The organism is Labrys methylaminiphilus subsp. lupini, assembly GCF_051161885.1.
Taxonomy (GTDB): domain Bacteria; phylum Pseudomonadota; class Alphaproteobacteria; order Rhizobiales; family Labraceae; genus Labrys.
Genome location: NZ_JBMDIH010000002.1, coordinates 708,614 through 732,278 on the forward strand (window position 1 = coordinate 708,614; position 23,665 = coordinate 732,278).

The window sequence follows — 23,665 nt, forward strand, 5'->3', positions numbered from 1 at the left end:
CAACCAGCTTTTTCTTCAGTTTGATAATCGCAGGTGCAGCTTTGCGCCAAACATACGGGAGCAAAAGTCATGGGCCGTGGGATTTTACTTTGGCTTCTCGGGGTGCCGATCCCGATCATTATCTTGATCGCGCTGCTTTATCATTAGGGAGATTGGTGATGGCTCAAACCGGCGTACTCGTCGAAGATGGGGTCGAGGCGTCCGCATCGGCGGTTTCCTGGGCTGCGATTTTCGCTGGGGCGGCAAGTGCCGCTGTGTTTTCGTTGATACTCATCCTCATCGGAACGGGCATAGGCCTTGCCTTTATCTCGCCATGGCAGAACAGCAGTGCTTCAGCAACGACTGTGGGCATGCTCGCTATCGCCTGGTCGGTAGCAGTTCCTTTGTTTTCGTATGCGGTGGGCGGCTATCTGGCGGGCCGGCTGCGGACTCAATGGGTCGGCCTCCATTCCGACGAGGTCTTTTTTCGTGACACCGCCCACGGCATGCTCGTGTGGGCTATCGGGACGTTGTTTTCCGCATTGTTGTTAGGGACGGTTCTTTCCTGGGCAGGGCAGGGTGTCGTGCAAGTGGGAGCGAGTGCTGTAACGGCGGCCACCCGCGCCGTGACTTCCTCGGCTGACGAAGCGCCGAGCAATGGATGGAACGCATACTTCACGGACGTGTTGTTCCGATCGCCGCAGCAACAAGCACAGAGCAACGATTCGGGGGCGAAGGCAGAGATCGGTCGGATTGCAGCTCGCTCGCTGGCAGCCGGGCAGTTGAGCAATGACGACAAAGACTACGCGGCCCAGTTGATCGCGCGCCAGACCGGCATCAGCCAATCCGATGCCACAAAGAGGATTGATGGTGTTATGGCTGCGGCAAAGCAGGCTGCAACACAAACAGCCGAGAAGGCAAAAGCTGCGGCGGAAGTCGCGCGCAAGACCGGTGTTTATACCGCGCTTTGGGCTTTTGTTGCGCTTCTGATAGGCGGTCTGTCGGCGTCCTATATGGCAACCGTCGGCGGCCGAATTCGCGACAATTTACCTGCCATTTGACGCTTCCCCAGTCCCCACCTAGGCGAATGAATGAGAGCTGGTCCAGCTTCTTTTTCCAGCTCTAAGCACCATTTAGCCAGACAGTTGGCAACCGAGCCTCAGGTCGTTGTCCGACAGGTTCCAAACGTTCCTACCTGCCCGATGTCAAAATTGGCGTCGGGCACTTTTGTGAAAATCCCACCACGATGTTCCGATAGATGCTGCCACCTTCCACCGTTGATGGCGTCTTTACGGCAGGCTTTCAATTTTTCTCAATGCCATCGCCTTGAACAGCGGTAACACGAAAAATGTGCCCGTTGCCCGCCGCCGTTCCAGGCGATGATCAGGTTTCTCGTATCGACCATGGTTCCAGATGATTATCCTAGGAAAACCGATACGCCCATTCCGATCGCGCAAAGAGCCATAACTGCCGTCGAGAGCCAACCCAGGCCGATCAACCAGCCGCCAATGGTCTCATCGCCCATGATCTTCTTGTTCGTCGACATCAGCATCATGATGACCATAATGGGGACCGCTACGACTCCATTCACGACAGCACTCCAAAACAGCGCTTGGATCGGATTAATCGGCGTGAAGTTCAAGGCTACGCCAAGCATGGTTGCGATAGCTATTGTTCCATAGAACGCTTTCGCGTCCTTGGGCTTGCGAGCCAGTCCGGTGGGCCAACGCAGGGCTTCGCCGAGGCCATAAGCGGCCGATCCGGCAAGCACTGGAACAGCCAGCAGGCCCGTTCCGACAATGCCGACAACGAATAACAGTTCGGCAAACTTCCCCGCTACAGGCTCCAATGCTTCAGCTGCCTGGGCCGAACTTTCGATGTTGGTGACATGGTGAGTGTTCAGCGTTGCTGCCGCCGTGACCATGATGGACAGTGCGATGAAATTTGAGACGCCCATGCCAACCAAGGTGTCCAGTTCAATCCGCTGCTCGGCGTCTTCTGCTTGTTCCGGGCAGTCCTTCAGTGGCTCGCGCCCGGGTTTTTCCTTCAAATCCTCAACCTCCTGTGAGGCTTGCCAGAAGAAAAGGTATGGACTGATGGTTGTCCCGAAAATCGCCACGACCGCGGTGAGATAGTCAGCGGTAAATTCGATATGTGGAATGAAAAGACCGGACGCTAACGTGGCCCAATCGATCTTCACGATGAGAAGCGTGGCGACATACGCCAACAGTGCCAAACTGAGCCACTTAAGGAGACGAACATACTGCTTATATTGAAGAAACACTTGGGCGACGGCGCATCCGATGCCGAGGATGATGATATAGATCAGGGTGGGGCCGCCTACGATGAGTTTAATGGCGTCTCCCATTGCGCCAATATCAGCCCCGATATTGATGACATTCGCGACAATCAGTAGGAAGATAGCTGAATAGACCAGCCAGTTAGGATAATACTTACGCAAGTTACCAGCTATTCCTCGCCCTGTGGTTCTCCCGAGGCGGGCACTGATCATTTGGATCGCGCTCATGAGCGGATAAGAAAATATCAGTGTCCAGCTCGCGCTATAGGCAAATTGCGCGCCTACCTGCGAATAAGTGGCAATACCGCTTGGGTCGTCATCGGAGGCGCCTGTGATCAAGCCTGGTCCTAGTACGCTCAATATTCGAGGCTTGCTGGATTCTCCGGCCGGGCTGCGTTCCGCCCTCGTCTTGTGGTCATCGTCTCGTTCGGTCATTTCCCCGCCTTGCTGGAAAGGTGTTTTTGTTTGCCCACTCTTGAGGCTGCACAGGAACAGTTTCTGCGTAAATCGGTTCCCGGAGGATGCCGGACCGCGAGATCTGCCCGCGGCCATAATTTAGGAACAACTCCACTCGCGTGATGTTTGAGGCGCGCGAGGCGATGCGTGCTGGCATCGTCTTGTGGTCGATGGTGTAACGGCCCGCGCTGGCCTTCGGCTCGTCCATGTGCCACTTGCCGGTCACGGCTCGTTTGCGCCGGTTGAAGCGTTTCGGAAGCAACGGCGAGAGGTGAAGGGCCCAGCGATGGATCGTCGAGTGATCGACGGTGATGCCGCGTTCCGCCACCATCTCTTTCAAGTCGCGCAGGCTCAGGCCGTAAGCCAGGTACCAGCACTCGCAAAGCAGGATTACCGAGCGGTCGAAATGGCGCCCTCTGAACATCGCAAGCCCCTCGAAAATCGGAGGGCTTCATTGCCGGACATAGATTGCCATTCGGCTGGCGACAAGCCGCCTGAACCGCGCCTGCCGCCCGATTGACCGCCTCTTAGAAGCAATTCCCCATCGTGGCCGAAAGCATATCCGCGTTGGGAAGTCCTGACGCGCTGGCCAATTGCCTATGAAAAAAATGTTTGGCGAATTGAGTATTTTATGCGTATGCTACCAGTTACGTTCAACAGAGAACGCGGTCACGGCACATTGCGCGCTGCGCAACATGTACTGTGCGTGACCATTCCCCCAAACATAAAAGACAATCGTACTGCACGACGCGAGTTGTGCTGTCCGCCTCACACTGTCCAACATAAATCGGGAGGAATCCGCCTATGAATATAGACGGAAGACTGAGCGGCTATGCGTCCAAGGGATCGCGTGTTCGAGTTGCCATAGACGTCGGAGGAACATTCACCGACGTTTTCATTCTTGACTCCAACGGCAATCAAACCGTTGCAAAGGTGCCGAGCACGGCCAATCCAATTGACGCTGTCATGAACGGGGCAGCGGCGGCTCGGATTGATTGGCATGACGTGGAACTGTTTACCCACGGGACGACGATCGCGACAAACGCGCTGATAACACGCAATTTCAAGCCCGCAGCCATGGTGACGACCAAGGGCTTTCGAGACGTTCTCGAAATCGGGCGCGGTACCAGAGAAGACCCCTGGGATGCATATAAGGAAGGCACCCCACCCTATGTTCGGCGGCGCGACCGTTTCGCCGTTACCGAGCGCATCAACTATCGCGGCGAGGTCATTGAGCCATTCAACGAGGCCGAGGCTCGCGAAGTAGCGCGCATCCTGCGCAAGCGGGAAGTGACCGCGGTCGCGATATGTTTCATCAACGCCTATGTCAACGGTGCTCACGAACTGCGAATGGCCGAAATACTTGCTGAGGAGCTTGGGCCGGACGTCGCAATCACGACTTCGCACGAAACTCACCCAGAGATCTTTGAGGACGACCGGTTTTCGACGACAGTCGCCAATACAATATTGGCGCCGATCATCCGACCCTATGCGCGTGACATAGATCGCAGAACGACCGAAGCCGGTTACGAAGCCGACGTGCTGCTCCTGCATTCGGGTGGTGGGGTGATTACGCCGGCGACGGCGGAGAAATACGCCGCCCGCCTTGCGGCTTCAGGCATCGCGGCGGGTGCGATTGCAAGCAGGCATTTCGCCGGCCTGTGCGGTTACAAGAATGCAATCGGCCTGGATATGGGTGGAACATCGGCCGATATTTCGCTCGCGGCAGACGGACATTTGCGAATGACCGACAAATGGGAGGTCGATTGGGGCCACCCGATCTGTTTCCCCTCGGTCGAGGTTCTCACCATTGGCGCGGGCGGCGGCTCGCTCTCCTGGCTTGACAAGGCGGGGTCGCTGCGCAACGGCCCACAATCGGCCGGCTCCGTGCCTGGTCCCGCCTGCTATAAGGCCGGGGGGACCGAACCGACCAACACCGATGCGAATATCATTCTGGGGCGCGTCGGCACCGAGTTGGCCGGCGGCAGCATGAAGCTCGATCGCGATGCCGCACTCGAGGTGATGAAAAAGATCGCCGAGCCGCTCGAGCTCAATGTGATAGAGGCCTCGCTCGCGACGCTCCGGGTCGCAAATGCCAATATGGCAGATGCAGTTCGCCTGATCTCCATTGCCCGGGGCCATGATCCTCGTGATTTCGCACTGGTGGCTTTTGGAGGCGCCGGCCCCTTGCACGGCGTGGATATTGCTCGCGAGCTCAACATTCCAGTGGTGGTGGTTCCGCCAAACCCTGGCGTGACCTCCGCGGTCGGGTGCATGCTTGTCGATGTCCAGCACGACGTCACCCGCATGTTCTTCAAGGATGCCGTCGAGGCCGATCCGGCCGACATCGAGGCGGCGTTCAAGGAGATCGAAGCCGAAGGGCGCGCACGGCTGGAAACCGATGGTGTCGACGAAAAGGACATGACGTTCCAGCGTCTGGTCGACATGCGCTATCGTGGCCAGTGGCGTTCGCTGGCGGTGCCGGTTCCCGGCCAGATCAAATCAATGAAAGAAGCGATCGCAATCTTCCACAGTGAATATGAGAAAGCCCACAACTTCCGCCGTGAGGATTTTCCGGTCGAGATCTATCGTTTGACCGTTCGCGCGATCGGCGTCACGCCCAAACCGTCCTTCCCGAAAGTCAAGATCGACAAGGGCGCAAAGGCGACACCCAAGGGAACGCGCGAGGTCTGGTTCCACGGCCAGCCCCAGGCAATGACCACGAACCTCTATGATCGTGATCATTTGGCGGCAGGTGTCACCATCAAGGGACCTGCCATCATCGATCAGCTCGACTCGACCACCGTCATCCCCCCCGACTGCGTCGCCCATATCGACGAGTGGCTCAATATCCAGATCAAGCTCGACGCCGCCTAAGCGACGCCTGGCATAGGAACATGGAGAGGAAGAACAGCATGAGCAACTTGAGCAAATATGCGGGGCTGTCCGACAAAGGCATTCAGCATCCGCCACTTCCCGCGGACCGAAAGACGGTATTCAAGACCACACTCGACCCGATCACGTTCGAAGTTCTACGCAACGCCTTCGTCAACATCGTCGATCAGATGGCCGAGCAGTTGCTGAGAACCTGCTATTCATTCGTGATTTACTGCCGCGATTTCTCGTCGGGGTTGAGCGATCCCCAGGGTAACCTGGTGATGCAGGGAACGGGCGACATCGCCGCGCATGTGGGAACACTCCACTATACGTGCAAGGCGGTGATCGAGGCGTTCGGCGACGATATCCACCCGGGCGACGTCTTCATCATCAACGACCCCTTCCGGGGCGGCAGTCACTTCAACGACACGCGGATCCTGCGCCCCATGTTCTACAAGGGCGAGTTGATCGGATACTCGCAGGCGAACGGGCACTGGGCTGATATGGGGGGAGCGGCACCCGGGTCCTTCAACATCAATGCGCTCGACCACATGGGCGAAGGGCTACGCATCACGCCGGTGCGGGTTTGGAGCAAGGGGGTCTGGCTCGAAGACGTGGCCCGCATGATCGCTGCCAATACGCGCAATCCCGGCGATGTCATCGGTGACATGCAGGCGCAGGCCGAGGCGACCGCCGTAGCCGAGCGTGAGATCGTCCGGCTTTGCGACAAATACGGCGCCGAGACCATCAAGACCGCGTTTCAGGAAGTGCAAGACTATGTTGAAGTACTCATGCGCGCGCGTCTTGCCGAATTGCCGGACGGCACTTGGTACGCTGAAGACTATATTGACCAAGATCCCAAGCTCGAGGAGGGCCTGATCCCGATCAAGATCAAGTTCACGATCGATGGCAATCACGCCCATTACGATCTGTCGGGATCGCATCCGCAAATTTCCACATTCCTGAATGCGGCCTATGGAGGCTCGTTCGCAGGCATCGTAGCGGGAACTAAGTATCAGTTCCCGGATCTACCACTGAACTCCGGCCTCTACCGGGCGGTAACCGTAAATGTGGGAGAGCCGGGAACCGTTGTGAACGCCGATTGGCCGAGCCCTTGCGCCGGCTTCTGTTCGGGTCCGTTCGAAAAGCTCATGAACTCGGTGTTCGGCCTTTGGGCCGAAATCCTGCCCGAACGGACCATGGGTTGCGCCTTCAATCTCGAATATCTGCTGGTCGGAGGGCGTGACACCAGGATCAAGGGGCGTCCTTATTTCATGTGGTATGATTGGATGGCAGGCGGTTGGGGCGGCCGCAACGGTCGTGATGGCTTCAATGCCACCGCCCCGGTGTTCGGCGCGCAATATGGCATTCAGCCACTCGAAGGCCAGGAGCGCCTCGCCCCCGTGCTGACGAAATGCCACGATTTCGTTCAGGACTCGGCCGGACCTGGGGAGTCCCGAGGGGGACTCGGTGCCGAGAAGGGCGGCTCCGTCTTTGAAGGTGAGCGCATCGTGGTGTCCTATTGCTGCGATCGCGAGCGCTCTGTCACATGGGGTATGTGGGGCGGTCTGCCCTCGATCCCACACGGTGTGTGGCTTAACAAAGGGACGGAGAAGGAGCGCTATCTCGGCTCCATCTTCTCGAATCTGCCGATTGAGCTGGATGACGTGTTCACGCGTCCATCCGCCGGCGGCGGAGGCGTCGGCGATCCCCTGCTACGCGACCCGCGGCTTGTCCGCGAGGACGTGGCTGACGAATATGTCAGTATTGAGCGGGCAAGAATTGACTACGGCGTTGTCATCAGGGTGATCGACCGCGATCTGGCTCAGTACGAGGTCGACGTCGAGGCAACAGAGAGGGAGCGCCAGCACATCGCTGCGGCTCGCCTGGGCTGGCTCGATGAAGATGCAGAGAGGGTAGCCGCAGATTATCGCGCCGGAAAGCTCAACGAGATGGATTGTATCCGGCAATACGGCGTTATCCTCGATTGGGGGGATGGCACGCTTCTGCCCAATACGACCAATCAATTTCGTCAGATGCTTAAGCGCAGGGCCGTGCCCTATTGGGGCAAGACGCTGGCAGTCCTAGGCAAGGAAGCAACCCAAAGATCTCGGGCCGCCTAAGGTGGCTGGGCACGGGAGGCGGAGCGCACGAACGCACCGCCTCCCCACGAGTGCCGCTAGGCGAGGCGGCTGGAAACGGTGATGGATTGGCCAGGAACGCCAATGCCATCACGTTCAGGGCAATGCGCATATTCTCGATAATGCTGGCTCTCCTCCGTTCGCCTCCTGGGCGAGAGCACAGTCGCGCATGAACCTGTTCAAGGCGGTTCTCACGTGTAGGCAAATAGCCATCTGCGACAAAAGACGGTTGGCATTTCACATCCTGCGGACGGGCCACTGAAACCTGGCTGCCCAGCTGACATTGGTACGACCGCGACCACAGGAGGGGACACCATGGATACAGCCAGTAGCATTCCAAAACCGGATATCATCTATCAGGACGAACCTGGAGTCTTGCGCCAGGCAGCTGCCGAAGACTTCTCTTTGCATATCGTGCCGCCGACCTGGCGAAGCTCGCGTTTTTCACTCGCGATGGCTTGGTTCGGCCTGATGAGCGCCATGTTCTGGGTCGTCGTCGGGAGTACCGTTGCCCTGTCCGTCGGCACGATCGATACGCTGATCGGTATCGCGTTATCGACTGTGGTTTATGGGGTCCTGTGCAACGTCGCCGCTCGCTTTGCGGCACGAAGCGGAACGAATGTGGCGCTGTTTTCCCGAGCGGTTTTCGGACAGGTAGGCGCGACTTTCGCTGCACTGCTGTTTGGCGTGACGATTACCTACTACGCTATTGCCGAGGGCACGATCGTCGCGATCGCTCTCCAGGACTATTTCGGCGGACCGATGAGCCTGTGGTATTTCATCGTCTGCTGTTATAGCGCCCCCTTGGTTATGCGTGGCATACGCACCTGGCTCGATCGGATCAACGGGGTTCTACTTCCTTTATATGTCGTTGGGCTTATCGCCTGTGTGATTTGGGCAATTGTTACGCACGGTTATTCAAATAACTGGCTAACCCATCTTCCGGTAAGAAGCGCTGACATGGGTGTCCCCGGTTGGTGGTTCGCCTTCACGGTCTATATGGGCGTGTGGGTCGTCGTGATGATGACATGGGATGTGGCCCGCTTCGGCCGCAAGGAGGATGCCGCCGCCAACGGTAGCACGAGCTTTGGCATTCCCTTCTATGTCGTCACATTGCTGATCAACGGCGCGGTCGGGATCTTCATCGCTCAAACCATTCCGATCGTGGGGCCGTTGTCGGAGACTTCAGCGATCATCGGCATCGTGGCACTGATGGGGCCATTCGGAGTGCTTCTGGTCTGGGTCAGCCAGACGAGGATCAACACGATCAACTTCTATCTTTCGTCCACGAATATGCAGAACTTCTTTGCACGGGCGTTCAAGATTTCATTGCCCCGTACCATGTGGGTGGCGATCATGTCGGTCGTGATCTTCCTTGTGATGCTCACGAATGTCTTCGGCTACCTTCTGCAGACGCTCCAGTTCCAGGGCGTGATCATCGTCGCCTGGGTCGGTGTCGCCATTACCCATATCGGCTGGTGCTATCGACGCGGGATCAGGGCTGACATGCTTGAGTTTCGTCCCGGTCGAGTTCCGCTGGTTAATCCGGGCGGACTTGGAGCCTGGGTCGTCGCATCGGCCGTCGGCTGTCTTCTGCTGGTGTTTGGCGGCAGCTTTGGTGGCATCTGGGCACCGCCGATCACCCTGGCTATAGCCGTCGTCATCTATGCGGCGTCACTGGGGATAGCGCGCGCGAACTGGTATATCGTGAGCCGGCCTCACGACCCACGGAGCGAAGTCGACGATCCATGGACCGCTAGGATCCGCTGTAGTCATTGTGCGCAAGCCTATATCGCCCACGAAATGGATCGCGACCCCTCATTCCGTCATGAGCCGATTTGCCTTGCATGTGCATCTGACCGCCGCGAATTCCTGCTGGCGGCTCGGGCAGAGGCAAGAACATATGCCGGACGCTGCGAGCCTGTCATGCTCGACCCTCAACGCAGCTCGGTGACGTAAGTTACGATTGCGGGCTGCGCCTTCGGTGCAGCCCGCCTTGCATGACCACCTATCCCTTACGGAAATTCACGATCGCACCATTCTTTGAGGCTCGCCTGTTCGTCCTCGTCGCACCAGTCGAGTGCGTTCAAAATCTCGCCGGAAACGACCTCCACCGTGGTTCGCCGCCTCATCGCCAGGTTCCGCAGCCTGCCATAGGCTTCATGTTCCGAGCGACTGTTTGTAAGCATCATCGCAAGCTTGGCACGCTCAATGGTACGGCAGGTTTCGAGCTTGGCCTGCATGCGTTGCAGGTTTGCGCAAAGCCGCTTTTCGCGCCGGAAGTTATTGACCGTCACCAGGAGATTGGTGAGAATTCCGAAGGGTCGGATCGGCAATCCGATGACAGCATTCGCTTGCATTCGCAGCAATCTGTCGATCGCAAGCGGGTTTTCATAATCGATAACCCCGATCAAGACTGCGGGAGGGTCGTCAGCCTGCCATTCAAACGTCAGTTTATGTTCTATGATCTGATCGAACATCGCGAAAACGATATCGATGTTCTTGAAGGCACCCGGCGGGGGCCAGATTTCTTCGACGTGACAGCCGATCCGCATCAGGTGGGACCGGAGAGCCGCGCCCTCGGTATTCTTGGGCTGGACGAGCAGGACACGCAAAGATCGCAAGTCCTTGACCAGAAGCATCTGATCCCTCTCCTTGCCACTGGAAGAATGGGAACCCCGCATGATCAGACTCTCCCATCGGCACCTGTTTGTCGAGAGCGGCCCGCCTGTCCAAGCGCTTGAGGCCCCCCAGGCATCACTGGATCACTCCTGAGTGCCGAAGGAGTCAGCTCGAAGCGTTTTCGGTAGGTCGGTGGTCTGCACTGGTCCGTCCTCGTCATCCAGAAAATAAGCGGTCCGATAGGGGTCCGGGGAGACGGCGTGGCTGGTTTCGGCAACGATCTCGAACTGCCCATCGTCTCGCACGACTCCGATCTTTGGCCAGACATGTGCGTGAGAATTCAGCGGGTCGATCGTGATTACGCCCTGCGGCGCATCGAAGGTCGTACCAAGAATTTGCGCACGCACGAGATTGACGTTGTCTGAATCGCATCGCCGCATTGCCTGCGCGACCACATGCGCTTGAGTGTATGCGGCCTCCCAGCCCATATTCGCATTTGGCGGTTCGCCGTGCGCGGCCTGATATCGCTCGAGACACGATCGATTTGCCAGATTGGTTTGTGACTGGAAATATGTGGCAGCCGTAATATGGCCAGATGCCGAGCCTACCCCGATCTCCCGGATGTCGGTTTCACTGGTCGTCAAGCTCGCCACGGGCATCTGATACGCGTCGAGGCCATTGTCGGCATAGGCCTTGTAGAATTTCACGTTCGAGTGGCCGACGAAATTGTTGAATACGATATCCGGTTTGCGGTTTTTCATATCCTTGATTAGGGCGTCGAATTCTTCAAATGGCGCTTCTTCTCGAAGGTAGCGTTGGCCAACGATCTCGCCGTCACACGAACTGATAAGATCGGCCATTATCCGCCCGGACTCACGAGGCCACACATAATCCGATCCGACGATGTATAGTCTCGGCGTGAAGTTTTCTAAAAGATATGATCCCAGGAAAAAGCTATTTTGATTAGGGACGGCGCCAAAATATACGATATTTCTTGAATATTCAAAGCCTTCATATTGTGCTGGATAGCACAACAATCCATGTTCTTTGTCTAAAACACTTAAGACCGCCTTACGCTGGCTGGAAGTGTAGCATCCGAGGATAATGCTTGTCTTCCTTTCCGACAGAAGTTCGCGCGCCATATCCTGATATGCTGATGGCTTTCCCTCCGGGTCGCCATAGATAGGAACGAGCGGGCGCCCGTTTATTCCCCCGGCTTCATTGATTTCATCAATGGCGAATTTGGTGGCGGACAGCATGCTGCGCTCAGTTGCCGCGGTCCAACCCGTTTTCGAGAATAATACCCCAATATGAACTGGTCGATCCCTTGTCATTATTGTGTAAGACTCCATCGCACGAAAATGGGGCAACCTGCCTTTCAAGCAGCACTATCGTCGTAGGCGATCTCAAACGCTAGATGAGCTAATCTAGTCGGTCAATGGCTTGTTCAGGATTGGCTTATTAAAGCTGAGTGCGGACGCTCATGAAACCATCGCTCGTGCAAAAGGGTTCTGTCGCAAACTCAAAGTATTGACGTAAAAGTCGATTGCCCTGTCGATGCGGCGGCGAGGATTTCGAACTGCTCGCAAAGCGCGGATGTTGGGTTATAGGCATATCTGGCCTGTCGTTGGCGCTTCGTGTGAATCATCTCGATACAGGGCACGATTATCGCCGCGCAGATGGTTGACTTGAACCCGAGCATGGCCGCGCTTGACGCGCCGATGATCCTGCTGGATGGGGTTGCTCGGATATTGGCTCTGGCGGATGCGGATTGGTTTCAACCGGCGGTGGGAACGATCCAGCAGACGGCTTCGCTGTCAGAGGTCGTAATGGCTTCCCGTTTTGTCTGGCTGCCCTCAAATTTAGGCAACGTACCAGTGCCGATGCTGAGCCTCAGCGTTCAGCCAATCGTCCGCTCCAATATGCCAACCCAGTTCTTCCAAGCGATCTTCGCGATCAGCTCCTCTCCATAGCCGTGCTGGCGGAAGGCTTCGATCAGCCGTGGAAGCCCCGATGCGTCGCCGATCTCGGGTGGAATGGGCGCTCCGTCGAAATCCGAGCCCAGGCCGACGCCGTCCTCGCCCACCTTGTCGAGCAAAGTGTCGATATGGCGCAGCATCATCTCGAGATCAGCACCTTCGGCGGTTGGTCCCCCGGGATTGAGGAAGCTCGTGGCGTAGTTCAGGCCCACCATGCCATGCGTCTCGCGGATGGCGCCGAGTTGCCAGTCGGTGAGGTTGCGCGCATGCGGGCAGATGGAATGCGCATTGGAGTGGGTTGCCACCAGCGGGGCATCGCTAAGGGCGGCAACATCGCGGAAGCCCTTTTCGTTAAGATGCGACAAGTCGATCATAATCCTCAGCTGATTGCAGGCCTTGACCAGGGCTTTGCCGGCGTCGGTAAGGCCCGGGCCGGTATCTGGCGAGGATGGATATCGGAATGGCACGCCATGGCCGAAGATGTTCGGCCGGCTCCAGACCAGGCCAAGCGAGCGCAGGCCGGTGGCGTGCAACACGTCCAGCATGGCAAAATCGGGATCGATCGCTTCAGCACCCTCGATGTGGAAGATGGCGGCGAGGGTGTCTTGCGACATGGCGTTGCGGATGTCCGCTGCGTTGCGACACACGCTCAGGAGCCCGGCACGCTCCAACCTGAACAGGATCGAGGCCATGCCGAGGGTAGCGATGCGCGCCTCCTCCATCGGCAGGGGTGGTGGTAGAGGCTCGTCATTGCTGGGGATCGGGATGGCCGCTCCGGCCTTGGCCGCGCCTTCCTCCTGCGGCGGGGCGAAGATCGCGAACATGCCACCGGCAAGGCCGCCTTTGCGGGCGCGTGGCAGGTCGATATGCCAATCTGCCGGTGCGCCTTGTGAAAAGATCCGCACCTTATCGGGCTCCGGCGCGTGATAGAGATTAAGCAGCGTGTCGTTATGACCGTCGAAGACGGTGACGAGATTGTTTTGGGTCATGATCGATCCGTGTGATGCATTTCTTCGAAAATTGATGCGTCTTCGACGGAGAAAAGGCGTTTCGATGAATCGCAGTTCTTTCGAAGGCGAAGCTGTCCCGGCAACTGGCCTCCGATCCATTCCTGTCCTGAATCCCGCGAAAAGCTCATCCCGAAAGCTTCGCGCCAGCGAGGAGATCTTCGGTCACGGAACTCCTGAATTTGTCGTTCGCGTCTGCCTTGTCGATGTTCATCAGCACCGCGACGGCATGGCTGCGATCCTTGCTCAGCGCCACCATGTTCGTCGCGCCGGTATCGCGGCCGGAATGGCCGACGAAGGAGTGCCCGTCGATCTCCTCCGAGACCCAGCCCAGCCCTTGATAGGGTGTGATCTTCGGATCGACCTGGCGGCGCAACATGGCTGAGACGGCACGCGGGGATAAGATCAGGTGCCCATCGGTTTTTCCACCGAGCATGGCATGCAGGATGGTGGCAAGATCAGCCACCGAACAGCGCAGCATGCCGGCGGGGACGTCTGGATAGCCTTCCTGCGGCAGTTCGACGAAGGCATTGTTCTCGAACTTGTAAGGCTTGGCCAGCATGTCCGGCTTGAATTCCTTCAGATACCAATGAGCGTTGCGAATGCCGAGTGGTTCGAAGATGTTGGCCTCGGTATAAGAAAAAAAGCTCCGCTTGCTGACATGCTCGACGACATAGCCGACCAAGGCGATGGCGATGTTAGAGTAGTCCCATTTCCTGCCAGGTTTGGCTTTGAGGAACGACTTGTCCGGCGAATAAGCCCGCCCCCCCTCCACAAGATAATCCTTGAGGAAGCTCGACAGGCTTTGCGTCGGATCTCCCTCGCTGGAGAAATCCTCATAGCCCTCATCCGAGATGCTGGATGTGTGGGTGAGGAGCTGGCGCGGTGTGATCGGCAAATTGGGATGATTAGGGTTCCTCACCGGGAAATCGATGAACTTGTTGACATCATGGTCCAGATTGTAGCCGCGGCGCTCGAACAGCTGGACCAGGGCCGAGGCGGTGACCAGTTTGCTGACCGAGGCGAGATGGAGGGGCGTGTCGACGGTAAGCTTGCGGTCCTGCTTCAGATCAGCAAAGCCGAAGGCTGCCTTATAGCGTGTCGAATGACCCCTGGCGGTTATCGCCACGGCCACTCCCGAAACATTGGCGGCCTTCATGCGTGCGGGAATGCTTGCTTCGAAATCGAGGCGCCAGGCATCGAATGACTTGTTCGGCTTGTCATCGGCCAGGGCAAGATATCCCTGGGGGATGAGAAGCCCGGCCAATCCCATCTTGAGCAATGAACGTCGCGTCGAGATCATGGTCGATACTCCTGTCTGGCGGCTTTGCCGCTGATTAGGTCTGGGTGCTGGAACTTGAGGAAGTGATTCAGGCTTCAAGGCTCGCGGGATGACGGCTGCGTCGGCGGCGCCGTAGCCGCGGGCCATGGCTGGTTCCGGTCAGAAGATGCGGGAGATGCGCATGCCGGCAAGCCAGCTGTCGAGGCTGCGGCCGGCCCGGTTATCCGCGAGGGAGGCCGGAATTGTCTCCCGGCTCCAGGCAAATTCGCCGCTGAACCGCACATCTTTGGACAGCGAATATTTGAGATTGGTGCCGAGCCAGCCGGCCCGGTATTCGCCAAAGCCGGTGGTGTCGATAGCGGTCCGGCCGACATTGAGATAGCTGCCGAACACGGCGCCTGTCAGCTTGGGCGTCAGATTCATGCCGATCTCGCCGCTGACCGCCCAGGATGCCACATTCGTCAGGAGCCCGTCATCATCGACATAGGCGTCGGGCGCGGCGCCGATGGAGTCGCGCAGCATGCCGATGCCGCCCGTGGTGTAGCGCGAGGCGCCCTTGGCATAGGTCACCTCCGTGACGACATAACCGCCGGCCGTGGCCGGAACGTTGAGGCTGAGCGAAGCACCGAGGGCATAGCCCAGGGTCGATTTCGTGCTCTGGCGGCTGGCATGGTTTTCATGCAGGGCGGCCGAGAGCATGGCTGCTCCCCAACCCTTGTCGAGGCGCAGATTGGCGACGAGATCGGGCAGGCGTTGATGCCCAATGCCCTCGGCCTTATCGGTCTCCTCGAAGCGCAGAATGGCTTCCTGCCGGTTCTCGCCGTGTTCGAGCGCGATCGTGCCCGTCACCCCGTCACCGAATGTCGCCTTGTAGGCCAGGAGATTGACGACGTCCTGTTCGCCGAAATAGTCGGCGAACATCGTGCTGGAATAGAAGTCATCATACATGCCGAACACCGAGTGGGCGTAGCCCGCGGTCAGGCCGGCGAATTGAATGAATGCGGTGTCGAGAACGGTGCTGCTGCCGTCCTTGGCATGTTGGGCGCCGCCATAGCCGTAGATGGTGATGAAGGAGCGCAGCGTGCCCCATTCGGTCTTCGTCCTGGCGTCGAAATCGAGGGTCGCCCGGCTCCTGAACTCGGTTCTGTCGGCGTCCCTGGCAAAGGCGGTGCCACCACGCAAGAGATAGTCGGCCCGCACCTCGCCTGCGATCTGCAGACAGGTATCGGTGCCGGGAAGCAGGAAGAAGCCCTCGCCATAGTCGCGGCATGCCGAGAGGCTTTCGGCGTACGCATCTGACCCTTGCAAAAAGACAGCACTCAACGTCCCCAGAACCAAGCCTGGTCTAAGCATGTTCCCACCCATGTCTTTATTGGCGTTGTTTTAGTCTGCGAAAGTCTTGTTCAGTCAGAATCGGATTGTCGGCGCACGAAGCCCTCGCTGGCGCGTAGAAGGTTGGCGGTGTATTGCTGGCTGACGCGACCGGCGACGAGATCCCCAGCGGCGAGTTCTTCCACGCTCTCGCCGTTTTGCATCACCATCAGGCGTTCGCACATGTGGTGGATCACGCCGAGATCGTGACTCACCATCAGGAAGGTGAGCTTGCGCCAGCGCCGCACATTCTCCAGGAGGTTCAGCACTTCCGCCTGGACGGAGGCATCGAGCGCGGAAGTGGGCTCGTCGAGCAGCAGGATCGACGGTTCGAGGATGAGGGCGCGTGCGATCGCGACGCGCTGGCGCTGGCCGCCGGAGAGCTGGTGCGGATAGCGGAAGCGAAAGCCGTTGCCGAGCCCGACCTCGTCCAGCGCACGCTGGATGCGCCTTTCGCCCTCGCCGATGCCGTGGATGGCGAGCGGCTCCTGCAGCAGACGGTCGACGGTCTGGCGCGGGTTGAGCGAGCCATAGGGGTCCTGGAACACCATCTGCACCTGGCGGTAGAACGCCTTGTTGCGGCGATGGTCGAGCAGCCTGCCGCCAACCGTTATGGTACCGGCGGCGACGGGCGCGAGCCCGGCAATGGCGCGCAGCAGGGTCGATTTGCCCGAGCCGGATTCGCCGACCAGGCCGAAGGATTGACCGGGCTGTACGTCCACACTCACGCCCTTGAGGGCGCGGAAACGGTCGAAGACGACTTCCAATCCCGCGACGGAAAGCGCTGTCGTCATAGGGCCCACTCCGGCATGCGATCCAATACAGGCAGGGGGTGGCGGTCGGCGCCGATCCTGGGCATGCAGTCGATGAGGCCGCGCGTATAGGGATGCTGGGCGCGGGTGAGGTCGGAGGTCGCCAGTTGTTCCACGACCTTGCCGGCATACATGACAACGACACGGTCGCAGAAGGACGAGACCAGACGCAGATCGTGCGAGATGAAGATCAGGCCCATGCCGCGCTCGGCGACCAGACGGTCGAGGATGGCGAGCACGTCGAGCTGCACGGTGACGTCGAGCGCTGAGGTCGGCTCATCGGCGATCATCAGTTCGGGGCTGGCGATCAGCATCATGGCGATCATGGCGCGCTGGCCCATGCCGCCCGACACTTCATGCGGATACAGGTCGAAGACACGTCCGGGGTCGCGGATCTGCACGGCGGCCAGCATGTCGAGCGCCCGCTCGCGGGCCTCGGCCCTGGAGACCGCCTCATGCGTCCGCAGTGTCTCGACGATCTGCCGGCCGATGCTCATGACGGGATCGAGCGAGTATTTGGGATCCTGCAGGATCATGGCGATGCGCTTGCCGCGCAGGACCCGTCGCTCGGCAGGCGATGCGGCGAGAAGGTCGATGCCGTCGAAGGTGAGCTTTGCCGCACGGATGCAGGCCTGCGGCGTCAGCCCCATGATGGCTCGGCCGGTCTGCGACTTGCCGGAGCCGGACTCGCCGACAATGCCAAGCCGCTCGCGTCTGAGTGAGAAGGAAGTGCCGCGCACCACCTCGGCCGTGCCCGAGCGGGTGGGGTAGGTGATGCGAAGATCCTCAACCTCGAGCAGAGGGCGGCCCGCCGCGGCCATTGCGGTCATCGTCGTATTCGTCATGTTGTTGGCATCCGTGTTCATTGGTCGGCACTGCGCGGATCGAGCGCATCGCGCAACCCGTCTCCGAGCAGGTTGAAGCCGAGGCTGACGGCGAGGATGGCAAGGCCCGGTGCCGCGGCCACCCACCACTGGTCCAGGATGAAGCGACGGCCGGAGGCGATCATCGCGCCCCATTCCGGCAGGGGCGGCTGCGCACCCAACCCGACGAAACCGAGGCCGGCGGCGACGAGGATGATGCCGGCCATGTCCAGCGTCACGCGGATGATGAGCGAGGACGTGCACAGCGGCATGATATGACGCAGTACGATGCGAAGGGGAGAGGCACCCATCAGCTGCACCGCCTTGATGTAGTCGGAATTGCGCACCGTCAGCGTCTCGGCCCTGGCGATGCGGGCATAGGGGGGCCAGGAGGTGATGGCGATGGCCAGCACCGCATTTTCGATGCCGGGGCCGAGGGCGGCGACGAAAGCCAGCGCCAGGATGAGGTGGGGGAAGGCGAGGAAGATGTCGGTGATACGCATCAGCAGCGCATCGGTCCAGCCGCCGGCATAGCCGGCCACCGTACCGACCAGGAGCCCGATCGGTGCCGCGATGATGGCCACCAGCACCACCACGAACAGCGTCAGGCGCGAGCCGCAGACGAGGCGCGAATAGATGTCGCGGCCAAGATCGTCAGTGCCGAACCAATGCTGCAGGGAGGGGGGCTGGAGGCGCGCATGCTTCAAGTCGCCGATCACCGGCGAATAGGGCGCGAGTTGGTCGGCGAAGATGGCCACGAACAGCAGGGCCAGGATGATGACAAGCCCGGCCACCGCCAGCCGGTTGGCGCGGAAGCGCTGCCACGTCACATAGGCACGGCCAAGCCTGGCTTGCCAGCGTGAACTCGGCCGCTCCGTAAGCAGCCATTTGCGACGGGATATCGTCAATCGTTCTGCCGCGCTCATGGCGTCTTCGTCCTCGGATCGAGCAGTCGGTAGAGCAGGTCCGCGAACAGGTTGATGGCGATGAACACCGAGCCGATCACCACGGTACCGCCCAGCACCGCATTCATGTCCACGTTCTGCAGCGAGTTGGTGATGTAGAAGCCGATGCCCGGCCAGGAGAACACGGTCTCCGTCAGCACCGAGCCTTCAAGCAACCCGGCATAGGAGAGCGCGATCACCGTCACCAGCGGCACCGCCGCATTGCGTAGCGCATGCCCCCAGATGATGCGTGGTTCCGAAAGGCCTTTGGCGCGCGCGGCCACGACATATTCCTGGGAAAGCTCGTTTAGCATGAAGGAGCGCGTCATGCGGCTGATATAGGCGAGCGACAAATAGCCCAGCAGCGAAGCCGGCAGCACGATGTGCCGCAGGACATCATGGACGACGTCCCATTGACCCTGCATGAGCGCATCCAGCAGGAAGAAGCCGGTGACGGGCGTGAACGAATATTCAAAGGTGATGTCAATGCGGCCGGGAAAGGCGACCCAATGCAGCTTGGCGTAGAACAGCACCAGCGCCAGCAGGCCCAGCCAGAAGATCGGCACCGAATAGCCGACCAGGCCGACGACGCGCACGATCTGGTCGGTCAGGCTGCCTCGCCTGACCGCCGCCAGCACGCCGAGTGGAATGCCGACGACCGAGCCGATCAGCGTGCCGAGGGTCGCGAGCTCGATGGTCGCTGGGAAGACGCGGCGGATATCGGCCATGACAGGATTGGAGGTCAGCACCGAGCGGCCGAAATCGCCGGAAAGCACGCCCTTAAGATAAATGTAGAACTGCTCGATCAGCGGCAGGTCCAGGCCCATTTCGCGCCGCGTGCGCTCTATTACGCTGGCCGGCGCGCGGTCGCCTAGCACCGCCAGCACAGGGTCGACGGGGACTACCCGGCCGATGAAGAAGGTCACCGCCAGCAGGCCGAGATAGGTGGTAAGGGCGATGACGAGGAAGCGTGCGACGGATTTGGCGAGCGCGAGAGCGCGGCCACCCCCGCTGGCCGGCAGCGCCTGTGTTTGCGTGATACCCAGAAGAGGCGATGCCACCTTCTATTCCTTTGTGATGTCGGCGACGAAATTGGTGTCGAAGCTCGGCCCGAGCTTGAGGCCCCTGACGTTGGTGCGCACGCCGGCAACCTCGGTCTGCTGGAAGATGAGGGCGAAGGGACCGGTTTCGAGCACCTGCTTTTGAAGGCGCTGGTATATTTCGACCCGTTTGGCGGTGTCTTTCTCCAGGAGAGCGGCCTCAGCTTCCTTGGCTAGTTCCGGCACGGCCCAGCCATTGCGCCAGGCCAGGGTCTGGTCCTTGCTGTCGTCCGAATTGTCGATGTTGGTGGCGAAATTCTGGGCGTTGGAATTCGGGTCGAAATAATCCTGGCCCCATTGGCCGATATAGATGTCGTGGTTGCGGGCACGGTATTTTGTGAGCGTCTGCTTGTCGTCGCCGGGGATGATCTCGATCTTGATGCCCGCTTCGCCGGCCGTCTGCTGGATGGATTCGGCGATCCCCGTCACCGGCTGGATACTGGTTACGTCCATGGTCACCGAGAAGCCGTCCTTCAGGCCGGCCTTCTCCAAGAGTGCCTTTGCCTTGGCAACGTCGAGCCTGAAGGGGTTGTCGTCGAGCTCGCCCAGCACACCCTTTGGCAGGAAGGTCTGGTGGGTTCCGCCGATACCCTTGATCAGGGTCGAGCCGATCGCGTCGTAGTCGATCAGATATTTGAAAGCCTGGCGTATTTCCGGCTTGGCCAGCTTCTCGTTTTTCTGGTTGAGGCCGATGTAATAGAGCGTCGCCTTCGGTGCGCTGGTGAGAGCAATCTTGTCGTTCCTGGCCACGGCATCGAGATCATTGGGCGCAAGATTGCGGGCGACGTCGATATCGCCGGCCTCCAGCGCCAGCCGTTGGGCTGAGCTCTCCTTCATATGGCGATAGATGACGCGGGCGAGCTTGGCCTTGTCGCCCCAATACATGTCGTTGCGATCCATGACGACGGCTTCGTTGGCGCGCCATTCACGCAACGTGAACGGTCCGGAGCCGGCCGTATGCGCCTTCAGCCAGTCATTGCCGAAGTCATTGTCATATTTGTAGTCCGCGCTGGGCGTTACCGGGACGACATGCTCAAGCACCAGTTTCTTGTCCACGACGGCCGCCACGGTTGAGGCCAGGCAGTTCAGCACGAAGCTCGGCGCATAGGGCTTGTCGATCGTCAGCACGAAGATGTCGGGCGCCGCGGCCTTCGCCTTCTCGACAACATTCTGGCTGGAGAGGCCGAGCTGGCCGAGAATGAAGCCCGGGCTCTTGTCCAGCTTGATGATGCGCTCGAACGACCAGGCCACGTCCTCGGCTGTCAGCGGATTGCCGGAGGCGAAATTCAAATTGGGTTTGAGCTTGAACGTATAGGTCAATCCGTCGTCGGAGACGGTCCAGTTCTGCGCAAGGTCGCCCTTGACCTTGGACGGATCGGCCACGTCGAAACGCACCAGGAGATCGTAGATATTGGCGCTGATCTCGGCGGTGGAGAGCTCATACGCCTCGCCGGGATCCATGGTGATCATCTCGTCAATGGCGAAACCCTCGACCAGCGTGTTGGCAGGCGTCGCCGCCAGGGCGGGCGCCATGGTCATGAGCAGCGCTGAAACGGCCGCATTTACGAGCCAGCGGCGTGGGCGAAAGACGGTCTTTTCCACAAACATGTGAACTCCTCCCCTGGTTGCCGGAGTCCCGCATGCCGGCCCGGTTTGGCCGTTCATCCGCGCTGAGGCTCTGGCATTTGCGTGCGGCGTTGCAGACGCAGCAACGGCGATCCATCTGTCCCGGGCTCGAAGCCGTTTTTTGTTCAGTGGACAATAAAATATATGTATAGACTTTTTGCGATGTCAATGATGTTTTTTGTGCGCTGATCAAAAGCTGGTCGAGGCAGGGGGCGGAGCCCGCGGATCCACCAGCTGCGTCCGGCGGGTGCACAAGGCATCGCAAAAGCGCCATCAAAAGGCGCCTCACCAGGAGGTTGGAACATGCACTCGGTTCAGAAGAAGGCACTCAGGCCGCGCCAGGAGGTCGCAACGCTTCCCCTCTATAATGCGGGCATCTCGATCGCGGCTGCGCGACTGGCCAGCGGGCGGCAGGACATTGCGGCCTTGGCGAGCAACGAAAATCCCCATGGCACTTCGCCGGCGGTGCCGACGGCACTGGGCTCCCTGGTGCCGTCGCGCTACAGCGATTCGGCATGCACCGCCTTGCGGCGGGCGCTTTCGGCGAAACTCGGCGCTGACTCCGACCGGATCGTCTGCGGAAACGGGTCGGAAGAGTTGATCGCTGCCCTCTGCCGCGCTTATCTCGGCAAGGGCGATGCCGTGCTCACTATCGCCCCCTGTTTCGGTCTGCACGAAATCGAGGCGATGGCAGCGGGAGCGGAGGTGACCAAGGTGCCGATGACGGCAGCCTTCGACTATGACGTCGATGCGCTCGTGCGCGAACTGGCGCGCGGGCCAAAGATCGTCTTCATCTCCTCACCTTCCAATCCGGTCGGCAAGGCCCTGTCGCGGCCCCAACTCGACCGCCTGCTGGACGCGGTGCAGCCTGAAACCCTGTTCGTGCTGGATGAGGCCTATTTCGAGCTGATCGACCCCGATTATCCCGATGGGCTCGGCGTGCTGGCCGATCGGGCAGGCCTGTCCTGGGTCGTATTGCGTACCTTTTCCAAGGCTTATGGCCTGGCCGGCCTGCGCGTCGGTTACGGTATCACCTCGGATGACGGCATCGCCCGTAGCATGCGCACAACCCTGACACCCTTCAACGTCAACGCGGCCGCCCAAGTGGCTGCCATCGCCGCCCTCGGTGATGAGGGTTGGATGCGTGGGGCCGTCGCGCAGATCCGCCGTGATCGCACCCTCCTGGCCGATCGCCTGCGCGTCATGGGTGTGGGCGTCATCCCGTCGCAGACGAACTTCCTGTTCCTTGATCTCGCAACGGAGGCCGCATCTGTGGCTGACGCCTTGCTTCGGAAGGGCATAATCGTCAAACCATGGCGGGAGGCCGGCTATACTAACTTCCTCAGAGTGAGTATCGGAACGGCAGGGGACAATGAACGATTTGCACGCGAACTCGGGCACGCCCTCGGCCTTGTCTGACAGCAAGAGGCGGTGGCGGTGAGCGAACATCCTCCGGCAAAGAAACGGCATGTGGGCCGGGCTGCCGCCATCGGCCTGACCCGGGAGCGCATTGTCGAGGTCGCCATCGCGTTGATCGACGAGGACGGGCTAGGGGGATTTTCCGTCCGCGCCCTCGCCCGCCGCCTCAATGTCTATCCAGCCGCGCTCTATTGGCATGTCGGCGGCGACAAGACCGACCTGCTCGCCGAAATCTCCGGCTCGCTGATCGCCAGCCTGATGTCGCCGGCAGATCTTCCCGACGACTGGCGCGAGACGATCCGGCTGCTATTCCGGCGTTTTCGCGCGCGCGTCCACCAGCATCCGCATGCCGCGCCTCTGCTCGGCCCGCATATCCGCTCGAACGGTGCCCCGAACGCGCCCTGGGTCGAGATCATCCTGAAAGCCCTGACCCAGGCCGGATTTGAAGGCCAGCGCCTGATCGACGCCTTCAACGCCGTTGTGGGGGCATTGGAAGGCTATATCACCATGGAACTCGCTGCCGATGGCGCGAGCGAGGGCTCGCAATGGGTCCAGGCCTTCGATGCGGGCCTGGGTGAGCTCGACGCGACGCGCTTTCCGCTGATCACACGGCATTTGCCGCAAATGTACAATCGAGCTTTCGTGATGCGCTGGAAGAGCGGTGATGCCGCTCCGCTCCAAGAGGGCTACGACTTCCTGATCGAAACCCTTATTCTCGGTCTGGAGGCACAGGCGAGGCTTGGACGGGATCTTTGAGAGCGGCCTATTCGACGATTGCGATCTTCGAGCCATGAGGGACTGCAAGAAGCACGGATCGCCGCCGAGGTTCTGGATCGGTCGTTAGAACGATCGGAGAACGGCCGGCTCGCGCAGGGAGGGTCAATGATG

At 59.8% G+C, this 23,665-nt stretch carries 17 protein-coding genes and 2 pseudogenes; 6 read left to right on the forward strand and 13 right to left on the reverse strand.

Annotated features, from left to right (window positions below):
• Nucleotides 1-158: 158 nt before the first annotated feature.
• Complete coding sequence (locus tag ACN6KF_RS29020; protein ID WP_434960357.1) at nucleotides 159-1,040, forward strand: hypothetical protein; 882 nt, start codon at nucleotides 159-161, stop codon at nucleotides 1,038-1,040.
• 356 nt (nucleotides 1,041-1,396) lie between these two features.
• On the opposite strand, the gene ACN6KF_RS29025 is transcribed toward ACN6KF_RS29020, so the two are convergent.
• Both ACN6KF_RS29025 and ACN6KF_RS29030 read right to left on the reverse strand, forming a co-directional pair.
• Nucleotides 1,397-2,713: an NRAMP family divalent metal transporter gene (locus tag ACN6KF_RS29025; protein ID WP_434960358.1), complete on the reverse strand. Its 1,317-nt coding sequence runs from the start codon at nucleotides 2,711-2,713 to the stop codon at nucleotides 1,397-1,399.
• A 220-nt stretch (nucleotides 2,714-2,933) separates the two neighbouring features.
• A pseudogene (locus ACN6KF_RS29030) lies at nucleotides 2,934-3,158 on the reverse strand (IS6 family transposase); the annotation flags it as partial.
• Nucleotides 3,159-3,538: 380 nt separating this feature from the next.
• Between ACN6KF_RS29030 and ACN6KF_RS29035 the strand changes: the two are divergent.
• From ACN6KF_RS29035 to ACN6KF_RS29045, 3 genes are all read left to right on the forward strand, one after another.
• On the forward strand, nucleotides 3,539-5,611 hold the full coding sequence (locus tag ACN6KF_RS29035; protein WP_434960359.1) for a hydantoinase/oxoprolinase family protein: 2,073 nt from the start codon (nucleotides 3,539-3,541) through the stop codon (nucleotides 5,609-5,611).
• Between the two features lie 38 nt (nucleotides 5,612-5,649).
• On the forward strand, nucleotides 5,650-7,734 hold the full coding sequence (locus tag ACN6KF_RS29040; protein ID WP_434960360.1) for a hydantoinase B/oxoprolinase family protein: 2,085 nt from the start codon (nucleotides 5,650-5,652) through the stop codon (nucleotides 7,732-7,734).
• A gap of 333 nt (nucleotides 7,735-8,067) precedes the next feature.
• Nucleotides 8,068-9,711: a purine-cytosine permease family protein gene (locus ACN6KF_RS29045; protein ID WP_434960361.1), complete on the forward strand. Its 1,644-nt coding sequence runs from the start codon at nucleotides 8,068-8,070 to the stop codon at nucleotides 9,709-9,711.
• A gap of 56 nt (nucleotides 9,712-9,767) precedes the next feature.
• Here the strand turns inward: ACN6KF_RS29045 and ACN6KF_RS29050 are convergent, their stop codons facing one another.
• The 11 genes and pseudogenes from ACN6KF_RS29050 to ACN6KF_RS29100 all read right to left on the reverse strand — a co-directional run bounded on the left by ACN6KF_RS29050 (nucleotide 9,768) and on the right by ACN6KF_RS29100 (nucleotide 21,340).
• The gene (locus ACN6KF_RS29050) at nucleotides 9,768-10,394 is read right to left on the reverse strand and encodes an ANTAR domain-containing response regulator (protein ID WP_434960362.1); all 627 of its coding nucleotides are present in this window, start codon (nucleotides 10,392-10,394) and stop codon (nucleotides 9,768-9,770) included.
• 123 nt (nucleotides 10,395-10,517) lie between these two features.
• On the reverse strand, nucleotides 10,518-11,726 hold the full coding sequence (locus tag ACN6KF_RS29055; protein WP_434961335.1) for a transporter substrate-binding domain-containing protein: 1,209 nt from the start codon (nucleotides 11,724-11,726) through the stop codon (nucleotides 10,518-10,520).
• A 170-nt stretch (nucleotides 11,727-11,896) separates the two neighbouring features.
• A pseudogene (locus ACN6KF_RS29060) lies at nucleotides 11,897-12,232 on the reverse strand (IS6 family transposase); the annotation flags it as partial.
• Between the two features lie 42 nt (nucleotides 12,233-12,274).
• A complete protein-coding gene (locus ACN6KF_RS29065) occupies nucleotides 12,275-13,342 on the reverse strand; it encodes a dipeptidase (protein WP_434960363.1) in 1,068 nt (355 codons plus the stop codon).
• A 145-nt stretch (nucleotides 13,343-13,487) separates the two neighbouring features.
• Nucleotides 13,488-14,663 carry a serine hydrolase domain-containing protein gene (locus tag ACN6KF_RS29070; protein ID WP_434960364.1) on the reverse strand — a complete coding sequence of 392 codons (1,176 nt, stop codon included), beginning with the start codon at nucleotides 14,661-14,663 and terminating at the stop codon, nucleotides 13,488-13,490.
• 138 nt (nucleotides 14,664-14,801) lie between these two features.
• The gene (locus ACN6KF_RS29075; protein WP_434960365.1) at nucleotides 14,802-15,950 is read right to left on the reverse strand and encodes a porin; all 1,149 of its coding nucleotides are present in this window, start codon (nucleotides 15,948-15,950) and stop codon (nucleotides 14,802-14,804) included.
• Nucleotides 15,951-16,045: 95 nt separating this feature from the next.
• On the reverse strand, nucleotides 16,046-16,807 hold the full coding sequence (locus ACN6KF_RS29080) for an ABC transporter ATP-binding protein (protein ID WP_434960366.1): 762 nt from the start codon (nucleotides 16,805-16,807) through the stop codon (nucleotides 16,046-16,048).
• Nucleotides 16,804-17,670, reverse strand: coding sequence for an ABC transporter ATP-binding protein (locus ACN6KF_RS29085; RefSeq protein ID WP_434960367.1), 867 nt, complete (start codon nucleotides 17,668-17,670; stop codon nucleotides 16,804-16,806). Before ACN6KF_RS29085 ends, ACN6KF_RS29080 begins: the two co-directional genes overlap by 4 nt.
• Nucleotides 17,671-17,687: 17 nt before the next feature.
• Nucleotides 17,688-18,614: a nickel transporter permease gene (gene nikC / locus ACN6KF_RS29090; RefSeq protein WP_434960368.1), complete on the reverse strand. Its 927-nt coding sequence runs from the start codon at nucleotides 18,612-18,614 to the stop codon at nucleotides 17,688-17,690.
• The gene (locus ACN6KF_RS29095; RefSeq protein ID WP_434960369.1) at nucleotides 18,611-19,693 is read right to left on the reverse strand and encodes an ABC transporter permease; all 1,083 of its coding nucleotides are present in this window, start codon (nucleotides 19,691-19,693) and stop codon (nucleotides 18,611-18,613) included. Before ACN6KF_RS29095 ends, nikC begins: the two co-directional genes overlap by 4 nt.
• 3 nt (nucleotides 19,694-19,696) lie before the next feature.
• The gene (locus tag ACN6KF_RS29100; protein ID WP_434960370.1) at nucleotides 19,697-21,340 is read right to left on the reverse strand and encodes an ABC transporter substrate-binding protein; all 1,644 of its coding nucleotides are present in this window, start codon (nucleotides 21,338-21,340) and stop codon (nucleotides 19,697-19,699) included.
• Nucleotides 21,341-21,661: 321 nt separating this feature from the next.
• Between ACN6KF_RS29100 and hisC the strand changes: the two genes are divergently transcribed.
• Together hisC and ACN6KF_RS29110 are read left to right on the forward strand one after the other, a co-directional pair.
• The gene (hisC, locus tag ACN6KF_RS29105) at nucleotides 21,662-22,777 is read left to right on the forward strand and encodes a histidinol-phosphate transaminase (RefSeq protein WP_434960371.1); all 1,116 of its coding nucleotides are present in this window, start codon (nucleotides 21,662-21,664) and stop codon (nucleotides 22,775-22,777) included.
• Between the two features lie 18 nt (nucleotides 22,778-22,795).
• Nucleotides 22,796-23,533, forward strand: a complete 738-nt coding sequence (locus ACN6KF_RS29110) for a TetR/AcrR family transcriptional regulator (protein ID WP_434960372.1) — start codon at nucleotides 22,796-22,798, stop codon at nucleotides 23,531-23,533.
• Nucleotides 23,534-23,665 lie beyond the last annotated feature (132 nt).

What these genes read in the sequence shown, in the direction of transcription:
- ACN6KF_RS29020 (WP_434960357.1), top strand. Translation starts at nt 159, where the DNA reads ATGGCTCAAACCGGCGTACTCGTCGAAGATGGGGTCGAGGCGTCCGCA.
- ACN6KF_RS29025 (WP_434960358.1), bottom strand. Translation starts at nt 2,713, where the DNA reads ATGACCGAACGAGACGATGACCACAAGACGAGGGCGGAACGCAGCCCG.
- ACN6KF_RS29035 (WP_434960359.1), top strand. Translation starts at nt 3,539, where the DNA reads ATGAATATAGACGGAAGACTGAGCGGCTATGCGTCCAAGGGATCGCGT.
- ACN6KF_RS29040 (WP_434960360.1), top strand. Translation starts at nt 5,650, where the DNA reads ATGAGCAACTTGAGCAAATATGCGGGGCTGTCCGACAAAGGCATTCAG.
- ACN6KF_RS29045 (WP_434960361.1), top strand. Translation starts at nt 8,068, where the DNA reads ATGGATACAGCCAGTAGCATTCCAAAACCGGATATCATCTATCAGGAC.
- ACN6KF_RS29050 (WP_434960362.1), bottom strand. Translation starts at nt 10,394, where the DNA reads ATGCTTCTGGTCAAGGACTTGCGATCTTTGCGTGTCCTGCTCGTCCAG.
- ACN6KF_RS29055 (WP_434961335.1), bottom strand. Translation starts at nt 11,726, where the DNA reads ATGGAGTCTTACACAATAATGACAAGGGATCGACCAGTTCATATTGGG.
- ACN6KF_RS29065 (WP_434960363.1), bottom strand. Translation starts at nt 13,342, where the DNA reads ATGACCCAAAACAATCTCGTCACCGTCTTCGACGGTCATAACGACACG.
- ACN6KF_RS29070 (WP_434960364.1), bottom strand. Translation starts at nt 14,663, where the DNA reads ATGATCTCGACGCGACGTTCATTGCTCAAGATGGGATTGGCCGGGCTT.
- ACN6KF_RS29080 (WP_434960366.1), bottom strand. Translation starts at nt 16,807, where the DNA reads ATGACGACAGCGCTTTCCGTCGCGGGATTGGAAGTCGTCTTCGACCGT.
- ACN6KF_RS29085 (WP_434960367.1), bottom strand. Translation starts at nt 17,670, where the DNA reads ATGACGAATACGACGATGACCGCAATGGCCGCGGCGGGCCGCCCTCTG.
- nikC (WP_434960368.1), bottom strand. Translation starts at nt 18,614, where the DNA reads ATGAGCGCGGCAGAACGATTGACGATATCCCGTCGCAAATGGCTGCTT.
- ACN6KF_RS29100 (WP_434960370.1), bottom strand. Translation starts at nt 21,340, where the DNA reads ATGTTTGTGGAAAAGACCGTCTTTCGCCCACGCCGCTGGCTCGTAAAT.
- hisC (WP_434960371.1), top strand. Translation starts at nt 21,662, where the DNA reads ATGCACTCGGTTCAGAAGAAGGCACTCAGGCCGCGCCAGGAGGTCGCA.